6 protein-coding genes are annotated in these 12,222 nt (G+C 36.1%); all 6 read left to right on the top strand.

The window, feature by feature from the left end; genetic code table 11:
• The first annotated feature begins 6 nt into the window (after positions 1-6).
• From ACG9ZL_RS09645 to ACG9ZL_RS09620, 6 genes are read left to right on the top strand one after another with little or no spacing between them, the layout of a single operon-like run.
• Positions 7-2,373 (top strand): type I restriction-modification system subunit M, encoded by a 2,367-nt coding sequence (locus tag ACG9ZL_RS09645; protein WP_419359860.1) that lies wholly within the window; start codon positions 7-9, stop codon positions 2,371-2,373.
• An 8-nt stretch (positions 2,374-2,381) separates the two neighbouring features.
• Entirely contained in the window at positions 2,382-3,686 is a 1,305-nt protein-coding gene (locus tag ACG9ZL_RS09640; protein WP_419359858.1) for a restriction endonuclease subunit S, read from the top strand.
• Between the two features lie 56 nt (positions 3,687-3,742).
• The gene (locus ACG9ZL_RS09635; RefSeq protein WP_419359856.1) at positions 3,743-4,921 is read left to right on the top strand and encodes a DUF4268 domain-containing protein; all 1,179 of its coding nucleotides are present in this window, start codon (positions 3,743-3,745) and stop codon (positions 4,919-4,921) included.
• A gap of 31 nt (positions 4,922-4,952) precedes the next feature.
• On the top strand, positions 4,953-6,878 hold the full coding sequence (locus ACG9ZL_RS09630; protein WP_419359854.1) for a DUF262 domain-containing protein: 1,926 nt from the start codon (positions 4,953-4,955) through the stop codon (positions 6,876-6,878).
• Between the two features lie 5 nt (positions 6,879-6,883).
• Positions 6,884-9,154 (top strand): GmrSD restriction endonuclease domain-containing protein, encoded by a 2,271-nt coding sequence (locus ACG9ZL_RS09625; RefSeq protein ID WP_419359852.1) that lies wholly within the window; start codon positions 6,884-6,886, stop codon positions 9,152-9,154.
• Entirely contained in the window at positions 9,154-12,216 is a 3,063-nt protein-coding gene (locus ACG9ZL_RS09620) for a type I restriction endonuclease subunit R (RefSeq protein WP_419359850.1), read from the top strand. The genes ACG9ZL_RS09625 and ACG9ZL_RS09620 overlap by 1 nt, the downstream gene beginning before the upstream one ends.
• The last annotated feature ends 6 nt before the right edge of the window (positions 12,217-12,222 follow it).

Here is a 12,222-nt window from a genome sequence, read left to right as displayed (position 1 = left end):
GTTCTTATGGATCATTCAGTACATAACAAATTGGTTTCATTTATCTGGTCAATCGCTGATGATTGCCTTCGAGATGTCTATGTACGCGGTAAATATCGTGATGTGATTCTACCGATGGTGGTATTACGCCGTTTAGATACACTTTTAGAACCAACTAAAGATGCAGTAATTGAAGAAGTAAGATATCAACAAGTCGAAATGGAACTCACTGAGTTTGATGATGTGGCTCTAAAAGAAGCATCAGGTTATGTGTTTTATAACACATCAAAGTGGACATTACGTTCACTCAACACAGCGGCATCGAATAACCCTGAAATTTTATTAGCAAACTTCGAAGAATACTTAGATGGTTTTAGCGCTAACGTTAAGGAAATTATTCAATGCTTTAACCTATTTGCTCAAATACGCCACATGTCACATAAAAATGTGCTTTTAGATGTTGTTGAGAAATTTCTATCGCCATATATCAATTTAACACCTGAAAGTGCTGTAGATCCTGACGGTTATCGCTTGCCTGCATTAACCAACTTAGGTATGGGCTATGTCTTTGAGGAACTGATTCGTAAGTTTAACGAAGAAAATAACGAAGAGGCGGGTGAGCACTTTACCCCACGCGAAGTGATTGAGTTAATGACGCACTTTGTCTTTGACCCAATTCAAGAGAAATTACCTTTAACCATTACGGTTTATGACCCTGCATGCGGTTCAGGTGGGATGTTGACTGAATCTCAAAACTTTATTGATGAACGTTACGCCGTGGAAAAAGGCAATCGTGACGTGCTTTTGTATGGTAAAGAGATCAATGACGAGACTTATGCCATTTGTAAGTCAGACATGATGATTAAGGGCAATAATCCTGAAAACATTCGTGTTGGTTCGACCCTGACCACAGATGAATTTGTTGGTACGAAATTTGACTTTATGTTGTCAAATCCACCGTATGGTAAGAGCTGGGCATCTGAGCAAAAATACATCAAAGATGGTTCAGATGTGGTTGACCCACGTTTTGTGGTGAAGTTGAAAGACTATTGGAGCAATGAAGAAAGCTGTGATGCCACACCACGTTCAAGCGATGGACAACTTCTGTTTCTGATGGAAATGGTTAATAAGATGAAATCGCCTGAGCATAATGGCATTGGTAGCCGTATTGCCTCAGTTCATAACGGTTCAAGTTTATTTACGGGTGATGCTGGAGGCGGGGAAAGTAATATCCGTCGCTACATCATCGAAAATGACTTACTGAATGCAATTGTACAGTTACCAAATAATCTGTTCTATAACACAGGCATTACCACCTATATTTGGTTGTTGTCGAATAACAAACCTAAGCATCGTAAAGGCAAAGTGCAACTGATTGACGCAAGTTTAATGTTCCGTAAGTTACGTAAAAACTTAGGAAATAAAAACTGTGAATTTGCGCCTGAACATATTGCGGAAATTATGCAGATTTATCTTGCAGGTAAAGATGTAGAGCGTCAGCTTGATGCGCAAAATGATCCTATCGGTATTGCAAGCAAGGTGTTTGATAACCAAGACTTTGGTTATTACAAGGTCAATATTGAGCGTCCAGACCGTCGTAGAGCGCAGTTTAGTGCAGAGCGTTTGCAAGGCTTACGTTTTGATAAGTCATTGTCTGAGCCGATGGAATATATGTATAGCACTTATGGCGATGATATTTATACTGAAGCGAAGCTTGATACGGTAAAAAAAGAAGTATTGGCGTGGTGTGAAGCACAGGAGATTACGCTGAATAATAAAGCACAAGCCAAGCTATTTGATGTTAAGCATTGGGATGCATTAAAAACAGCTTTGTACAATGCTTTAAGTATTATGAAACAGGTGGGTACAGACGAGTTTTCTGACTTTAACGTGTTTAAGAAAAAAGTCGATGAAGCGATTAAAGCCTTAAAAATTAAGCTGTCGAATTCTGAAAAGAACAACATTTTAAATGCAGTGAGTTGGTATGACGAAAACGCAGAAAAAGTGGTGAAAAAATTGGTGAAGCTGAATGAAGCTGAGCTGACTGATTTGCTTGTACATTTAGGTTGTATAGAAGCTGATTTAGCTGACTTTGGCTTTTATGCAACAGCGAAAAAAGGTGAGTTCACCACCTATGAAAGCAATAGTGATTTACGTGATAGTGAATCTGTACCGTTAAAACAGCAGATTCATCAGTATTTCTTAGATGAAGTAAAACCACATGTAGCTGAAGCGTGGATTAATCTTGATTCTGTGAAGATTGGTTATGAGGTGAGCTTTAATAAGTATTTCTACCAGCATAAGCCGTTGCGTTCTTTAGAAGATGTAGCTCAAGATATTTTAAGTCTTGAAAAGCAAGCGGATGGTTTGATTGCACAGATTTTGGGTCTTTAAGGGGAAGCATGATGTTTGAAAAATATGATGCTTATCAAAAACCTACACTTCAAATTCTTCCCCAATATCCACTATATTGGACTATTAAAAAAATTAAGTATGTGGCTAAAGTTTATAATGGAGATAGTCTTTCAAATGACAAGAAAGAAGTTTTTTCTTCTGTAGATGTATCTTCAAGATCTTACATTTCATCAAAAGATATTAGTGTTGATGATAGTTCAATTAACTATAATTCAGGACTCTCAATTCCTAAGGATTTGAAAGGCTATAAAGTCGCACCCATAAACTCGACTTTAATATGTATTGAAGGGGGAAGTGCGGGACGTAAAGTAGCATTTACTGAATTTGAAGTATCTTTTGTAAATAAATTAGCTTGCCTGTTTTCAAAATCTGAGGTTAATAAATTTATTTTTTATACTTTAAAATCTGATCCTTTTAAAACACAATTTAAATTAGCTATGTCTGGTTTGATTGGTGGAGTTGCTATTTCAGATATTGAAAATTTTAGTATCTTTTTACCGCCAATTACAGAACAAAAAACTATTGTGAGTTTCTTAGATAAAAAAGTAAATGAAATTGACCAAGCGATTGCGATTAAAGAACAGCAAATTGCTTTACTCAATGAACGTAAGCAAATTGTCATTCAAAAAGTGGTGACTCAAGGTTTAGATCCAAATGTACCGATGAAAGATTCGGGTGTGGAATGGATTGGTCAAATTCCTGAGCATTGGGAAATTAGAGCAAACAGAACCATGTTCAAAGAACGCAATGAACAAGGTAAAGAGGGCTTACCACTTTTATCTGTTTCAATTCATTCAGGTGTTTCGAATGAAGAAATTTCCGAAGAAGACAATGTACGTGGTCGTGTAAAAATTGAGGATAAATCTAAATATATCCTTGTGAAAAAAGGCGATATTGCTTTTAACATGATGCGAGCTTGGCAAGGTGGTATTGGTGCAGTTTCAGTAGATGGAATGGTCAGCCCAGCCTATATTGTTGCCAAACCAAATGATTTCATCAATTCAGAGTTTTTTGAATATCAGTATCGTTGTCCTGAGTTTATTCAACAAATGGATCGTTATTCGAAAGGTATTACAGATTTCCGTAAACGCTTATATTGGGATGGCTTTAAACAATTAGTGACCGTTGTTCCTCCTTTAGATGAGCAACTTAAAATTGTTGAACAAATTAAAGCCATTGAGAAACAAACAAATTTTGCGATTCAAATTAAGAATCAACAAATCGAAAAGCTTAAAGAATATAAAACCACACTTATTAATGACGCTGTGACAGGCAAAATTAAAGTGGCATAAAAAATAAAACCTAGCAAACTTCGGTTGGCTAGGTTTTTTAATATTTCGGGGGGAATATGAGCTTATATACAGTAGACACAGCCAACAAAAAACTTAAACCATTAGACGGTACAAAACTCAGCGAACAGCAGCTGACCGAGCGTTATGACTTACAAGAATGGTTGGTGAGCCACCCTGAAGCATTGGGTGAAGAACTGCTGATTATCCAAAAAGAATTCGATGGCTTTGATGGCACAGGCGAACGCCTAGACCTTTTGGCATTAGACACGAAAGGACAGCTTGTACTGATTGAAAATAAACGTGATGACAGTGGGCGTGATGCTGTATGGCAGGCACTCAAGTATGCGTCTTATGTTGCACCGTTTACTTCAGATGATATTGAAGAAGTGTTTGAAAAATATTTAATTAACAATAAACCTGTATGTGCAGATTTAGATGATCATGCTTTTGATGCGGATCAAGTCAAAAATACCGCCAAAATATTGATTGAACGTTTTTTAGAAGAACATCAGGAAATGGGCGTGTCAATTACGACACTTAATCCACGCAATAGCCAGCGTATTATCTTGGTCGCGGGGGAGTTCCGCAAGGAAGTGACCAATACAGCACTGTGGTTGCTTGACCGAAAGATTGATGTGAAATGCGTGAAAGTTTCGCCATATAAACTAGACGAACAATTGTTGGTGGATATTCAGCAAATTATTCCTGTTCCTGAAGCATCGGAATATATGGTGAGGCTCTCTCGAAAAGAAGATGAAGAAACCATCGCCAAAGTAAAACAAGCTGATCATACCGATATTCGCTACCAATATTGGGAGCAATTGCTTGCTCATTTTTCACAAAGTGATAATTCACTTTATAACAATATTAGCCCGAAGAATGATCATTGGCTGAGTTCGGCAACGGGTATATCGCAATGCACTTATCATCTGATTTTCTTGCAGAAAGCGATACGAGTAGATATTGAGTTTGCGAGAAAGGACGCCGTAGAGAATAAACAAATGTTTGATTTCTTTTATGAGCGTAAACATGAGATTGAAAGTAAGTTTGGTCACTCACTAGATTGGCTCAGATTAGATAACAAGAAATCATCTCGCATTGAATTTATTTTACATACTAACGGCCATAATCAAGAGTTATGGAATAATCATACGGCTTGGCATTTGGAGCATATTCAGAAGCTTGAGCAAGCCTTTAAGCCATATATGAATGAAGCGTATCAAATCATTAAGTAAGAAAGTAAAGATTTAAAAATGGTGGTATAGGGTGAATACGGAAAATTTATTGGTACAGATTAGCCGGCTTTTAGAAGACAAGCCAGATTTGTCCGAAATTGCAGATGATCGATTAGAGAAACTTATTTCTTATTTAGAGCAAAAAGAAAATTCATTGGAGCTGAAAACCATTAGTGAATTACAGAAGGCTAATTTTTTCGTAGATAGTTATCAACGAGGCTATAAATGGAAACAGCAACAAGTTACGGAACTGCTAGATGACATTGATGAGTTTGAACCAAAGCAGGAAAGCGATTTCTATTGCTTGCAACCTGTAGTCGTTAAAAGAAAAACTGAGGGTACACAATACTATTGGGAACTCATTGATGGTCAACAACGTATGACCACAATTTTTATTATTTTGACTTATTTAACCAATGAGGAATATTTCTCTCTTCGTTATGAAACTAGAGAATCTAGTACAGAGCATTTAAATAACTTAGCTGGACTCACTGAAAATAACCTACCAACGATTGATGCATATTATTTCTATACGGCTTATCAAGCTGTAAAAAAATGGTTTGAGAAAAAGGGTACAGAATTTAACAGGGAACGTTGGAAAGATAAGCTCCTGCATCATACAAAAGTCATTTGGTATGCCGTACGTGTAGATCGGGATCAAGATTCAAAAAAGCAATCTATTGAAATCTTTAGCCGACTGAATCAGGGTAAGATTCCATTAACAGATGCAGAGTTGATCAAAGCATTATTCTTACAAAAAATTGCGAAAGCTTATGGGAATGACCATCTTGCAGTTCAGAAACAAACTGAAATGGCGAATCAATGGGATGCTATAGAGCAAGCGCTACAAAATGATGAATTTTGGGCATTCTTAAGTCCATCACAACAAACCAATAAACACACACGTATTGAACTCATTTTTGATCTTATTGCGGATAAATCGACTGATAAAAAAGCGTTAAAATTGAAAGTGGATCATCAAACTTTTATCCATTACGCCAATAAGTTTAAATCAGCCCAAGATGTGAAAGATTTAATTGAAACAGAGTGGCTAAAGGTTCTCTCAGGATTCCAGTATTTAAATGAGTGGTATGAAAATGATCGTTTATATCATTTGATTGGATACCTAATCGGTCAGAAATATAAAACAATCCAAGAGATTTGGTTAGTTGCACAGGGCTGTAAACGAGATGAATTTGAAGCGAAGCTAAAAAATTTTATCCAACTTGAATTAAGTAATCTTTTCAAGAAAGACAAAAATGCCAAAGAATTAGATTTTGATCATATCTTCTATGATGTAGATGACACCTCATGCCGCCCAAAAATTAAATCTATTCTCATATTATTTAATATTTTTAGATATGAGCGACACAACACACGTTTTTCTTTTAAACGCTATAACCAAGTAAAGTGGGATATTGAGCATATCCATGCCCAGCAAAGTGAGGAACTATCCAACAAGGATGATCAAATCAAGGTTTGGATCTCTGAGCAAAAGGCATTATTAGGAGAAATAGCAGACATTTTTTCAAAACAAAAGCTTAGAGCGATACTAAGCCAATATGAGACAGTCTCTGATCCTACACAAAGAGAACTTTTGTTTAGTGAATATAATGAAATTTTAGAACTCTTGATTGGTAGTTTTTCAGAAAATATTCAGACACTTGATAATTTATGCCTTTTACCAGAAAGCGATAATCGCTCTATAGGGAATGATCCGTTTTTTATTAAAAGAAAGAAAGTTTTACAAGCAGAAAAAGAGCTGTATGAATTAGCTAAAACTAACACAGCGAACTTTATTCCTTTGGCATCACAACAGGTCTTCTCTAAATATTTTAGTGACGATGTAAACCACATGCTGAAGTGGGATATAGCGGACAGGAAAAACTATAAAAAAGCATTGTTAGACTGCTTTAAACAATATGGTATTGAATTTCACGATGAAAATGAGGGGTGATCAAAATGGCTAAATTGACATTGTGGAAAGCATTGGAACAATATCATATTGTTATTCCTACAATTCAGCGTGATTACGCACAGGGTCGAAAGAATGATCCAAAGATTACTCAAATCCGTAAAGCATTTTTGCAAGCCTTAGTACAAAGTTTGACTGAAAATCAAGAGCTTGAACTTGATTTTGTCTATGGGGCTTTAAATCAAAAAACACTTGAATTGTTAGATGGGCAACAACGTCTAACGACTTTGTTCCTTTTACATTGTTATCTTGTGAATAAAAATAAAGCAAATATAAATGAAATTGATTTAATCAAAGGACAATTACAGAAATTCAGTTATCAAACGCGTACAAGTTCTAAGCTGTTCATTTCTCAATTGGTTGAGAAGTTAGTCGAAATGGAATGGATCGGTAAGCCTTCCGTGGCGATTGAAAACGAAGCGTGGTTTTTAGCAGTATGGCGTAAAGATCCAACCATTATTTCAATCTTAACGATGTTAGATGAGTTGGATTCATTACTAGGGTCAAAGACGGCGGATGAGCTTGAGAAATTGTGGGTGAGTTTGAGTAGTCATTCAGTTCTGAATTTTTATCTGCTACCAATGAATGAGTTTTCATTAACCGATGAGCTATATATCAAAATGAATGCCAGGGGGGTTCAACTAACAGAATTTGAAAATTTTAAAGCATGGCTCCAGGGTTTTCTTGAAAATAAAATAGATACAAGCAAAGCAAATGCTTTTTTTCAGAGTATTGACTCAGAATGGACTGATTTAATCTGGACTGCTAGTAATAATAAAGATTGGAATAAGTCTTTTGATGTGAGTTTTATTCACTTATTTAAAATTTGTCTGTTATGTGAGTACAGAGCATATTTATCCAAAAATCAAAAATCTGATTACACGGATGAAAAAGATAGTGATAGTTTAGTGAGCCGTTTGAGACTGAATTTATTTATTTCGCAAATTGAATATATAGATCTATTCTCAAATGATGTTAGCAATACGATTGATCACATAACAGCGCTTTTAGATTTTGCTATTGTAAAGCAACAAAGCCAAAACAATATTCTTGAAATCTTAAGTAAAGATAAGCCTTCCTATGAAGAGCAAGCAAATTTAGCAACTACTTATTATTTTACTAAGTATATTCAAAATATTGATCAATTTGAGGATTGGAACAGAATTAGTGGGTGGTTAGTAAAAAATGCTAAGGGTTACTATAACTCTGAAAAATTGATGCTCTCAGTACTCGAAGCGCTAGAACAATTAGCAATCTATATTGGTCATGAAAACGTTCTACAAAAAATTAGCACTTTGCACCAACAGCAAGACATCATAGAATTTTGTAGTAAAACTGCTTTTGAAAAATCACATATTGAACATGAGATTGAAAAAGCCCAACTCATACTTCAAGATCAAGCTTGGAAAGAATTGTTAAATAAATACGAAAAGCATAATTATTTCCACGGTCGCGTTGATTTCTTACTTGATTATGCAAAGGCAGATGGTGACATCATTTGTATGAATAAGTTTGCTTATTATGCTGAAATTGCGGAAAAGTTATTTACAAAAGCCTTTATCGAAGACAAGGAATATCGATTACATCGATCATTGTTAAGTTTAGGAAACTATTTTGTAAAATACGGGAGAAATTTAAGTTTTTGTTCAGATTCGTATAATTCTTATCGTGATAGGGCTGAAAATTGGAGGGCTGTATTTGATAAAAATAGAGTGTCTGAAGAAAATAAAGAGCCACAACTTAAAATATTATTTGATTTGTTAGATGATGATGTAAGTTTTGCGAAACTTGAAATTATTAGAAATCAAAAGTTGGCTCAAATCTATGATTGGAGAAGATATTTTATTCTTGATAACAGAATATTTAGCTATTGCTCATATGCTCTCATTAGAAAGGAAAGCAATGATCTTATTTATCTTTTAAAAACATCGGTGCTTAGAGGCAAACACGCTGAACTAAGAAGTTATGTTTTATATTTCACCTTGCTGTCACCAGAATACGGTTTAGCAAAAACAGATCTTGATTATTTATCTGTTTCCAACAGAGAGACAATGCCAAGTTTAAGGGTTAAAAATAAGCTTCGAATCACGTTTAAGAACGGTGAGTTTATCAATGAAATCATTGAGCAAAATTTAGAAGATGTTGATGTTTTTAGACCAGTAACAAGTGAAGAAATGTACGAGTTTAAATATATCATCAAAGCACAACAGCAAGTACTAGATGAAATTAAACATCCAGAAAGAGAAGAGGTTGCCTAATGGTCAGTTTAACCAATGAACGTGCTTTAGAAATGGCAATTGAAAAGGCACTAACTGGAACATGCCTTGAGAATGTCAAAGCAAGTTTAACAGACATTGCTCTACCTCATCATGGTTTTGTGTCAGGTTCACCTTCAAGTTTTGACATGTTGTATGCACTAGATACCCAATATTTTTGGCAGTTTCTAGAGCAAACGCAAGCTGAAGAATTGGCAAAGATTCAAAAATTTAACCCACACGATTGGCAAAGAAAAATCTATGAACGCTTTGATCGAATGATTCGTAAGCATGGGGTAGTTCATTTGCTTAAAAAAGGTCTCGCCGTAGATCAAGCGCATTTTCAGTTGATGTACCCAGCACCGTTAGCAAGTAGTTCTCAGAAGATCAAAGATCGATTCAAGCAGAATATTTTCAGTGTGACTCGCCAATTACGCTATTCAAAAGCTAACCCACTGCAAGAAATTGATATGGTGGTGTTTGTTAACGGTATTCCAATCATTACCTTTGAATTAAAGAATGAATGGACAGGGCAAAATGCTCGTCATCATGGGCAGAAGCAATATAAACAAGATCGAGATATTACTCAGCCATTACTCAACTTTGCACGTTGTATCGTGCATATGGCTGTAGATACTGATGAAGTCTATATGACTACGAAGCTAGCAGGTGCGAATACTTTCTTCTTGCCATTTAATAAAGGACATAATGCAGGAGCAGGGAACCCACCAAATCCAGAAGGTCATAAAACTGCATATTTATGGGAAGAACTGCTTTCTAAAGATAGTCTAGCTAATATCATTCAGCACTTCGTACGACTAGATGGCGATGAGAAAACCTTATTAGATAAAAGGACTCTCTATTTCCCGCGCTATCATCAGCTCAGCGTAGTACGACGTCTTATTCATGATGTTTCTGCACGTGGCGTAGGGCAGACATATCTCATTCAGCATTCTGCAGGTTCAGGTAAGTCAAATTCGATTACATGGGCGGCATTTCAGTTGATTGAAGCCTACCCAGAAGAAGAAGACATTGCAGGAAGCCGAGGACTAGAACATCCATTATTTGATTCAGTGATTGTGGTGACGGATCGCCGTATTCTTGATAAACAGCTTAAAGAGAACATCAAGGAGTTTTCTGAGGTTAAAAATATTATGACGCATGCTCATAAGTCCTCAGAATTGAAATCTGCTTTAGAAAATGGCAAAAAAATTATTATTACTACAATCCAAAAATTCCCTTTCATAATTGATGGAATTGCAGACTTAAGTGATAAGCGTTTTGCTGTGATCATTGATGAGGCACATAGTTCTCAATCAGGTGTTGCACATGACAAAATGAATGAAGTTATGGGCAAGGCTAACGAAGACGTTGATGGGGTCGATGTTCAAGACAAAATTCTAAGTGCGATGTTGGCACGTAAGATGAAAGGCAATGCATCCTATTTTGCCTTTACTGCAACACCAAAGAATACGACTTTAGAAAAGTTTGGTGAAAAGCAAGCTGATGGTTCTTTTAAACCTTTTGATCTGTATTCGATGAAACAGGCGATTGAAGAAGGATTTATTCTAGATGTCTTGTCGAACTATACGACCTACAAGAGCTTCTATGAAATTGAAAAATCGATTTTAGCTAATCCGTTATTTGATACGAAAAAAGCGCAGAAAACATTAAGAAGTTATGTAGAGAAAACACAGCAGACGATCGATATCAAAGCTGAAGTGATGCTTGATCATTTCATCCAGCATGTTGTAAATACCAAGAAGTTAAAAGGTAAAGCAAAAGGGATGATTGTGACTCAAAATATTGAGTCTGCGATCCGATATTATAAAGCGATTGACCGACTGCTCGAGCAGGCAGGCTATCCATTTAAAGCCATTATTGCTTTCTCTGGTGAGAAGAAAGTCGATGGTATTGAATATACAGAAGCGATTCTCAATGGATTCTCTGACAATGACACCAAAGATATGTTTGATCGGGGCCATGTTGGTGAAAAGAAGCTTGCAGGCGTGAATGAAGATCAGTATCGATTGCTCATTGTTGCGAATAAATACTTAACAGGCTTCGATCAACCGAAGCTTTGCACGATGTATGTGGATAAAAAGTTAGCGGACGTGTTGTGCGTTCAAGCACTCTCTCGTTTGAACCGTTCTGCACCTAAATTAGGGAAGCGAACTGAAGATTTATTTGTATTGGATTTCTTTAATGAAATAGAAGATATCAAACAGTCTTTTGATCGTTTCTACACTTCGACCACATTGTCACAAGCCACAAATATTAATGTACTCAATGAATTGAAAGATGAGTTGGATGGTGTTGGGGTATATGAGTCATCGGAAGTGGAAGACTTTGCCAAAAAATACTTTGATTCAGTTGATGCAGAAAAACTGAGTCCGATTATTGATATCGCCGTTGCACGTTTTGATGCTGAATTAGAACTCACTGCTGAAGATAAAGCTGATTTCAAGATCAAGGCAAAGCAATTTGTGAAGATTTATGGACAGATGGCATCAATCTTGCCATATGAAGTTCCAGCTTGGGAAAAGTTGTATTGGTTCTTAAAATTCTTGATTCCGAAATTGAAAATTGAAGATCCTGAGGCTGATGCCTTAGATGAGTTGTTAAACTCAGTGGATTTAAACTCCTATGGTTTACAGCGTAAAAAGCTTAATGAACAGATTGAGTTAGATGCTGAAGAAACGGTTCTTGATCCGACTAACTCGAATCCTCGTGGTGCTCATGGAGGGGAATTGGAAGAAGACCCTTTAGATGAAATTATTAAAACATTTAATGAACGTTGGTTTGGTGGTTGGGCTGCAACTCCTGAAGAGCAGAAAGTAAAATTTGTGAATATTTTAAAACAAATCAAGGAACATGCTGATTTTGAGAGTAAGTATTTAAATAACCCTGATCCGCATACCAAAGATTTAGCCTTTGATAAGATCATGAATGAAGTTATGTTGCGTCAAAGAAAGGTTGATATGGATATGTATAAGCAATATTCAAAAGATACTGCTTTTAGAATGTCATGGAAATATAGCCTGCAACAGGGTGTTATGCGGTAAGGACAA

This window comes from Acinetobacter legionensis (genome assembly GCF_048551735.1).
In the GTDB taxonomy this organism is placed as follows: Bacteria; Pseudomonadota; Gammaproteobacteria; order Pseudomonadales; family Moraxellaceae; genus Acinetobacter.
Note: the sequence above shows the minus strand (reverse complement) of the source record. Positions and strands in the feature narration are given on the sequence as shown.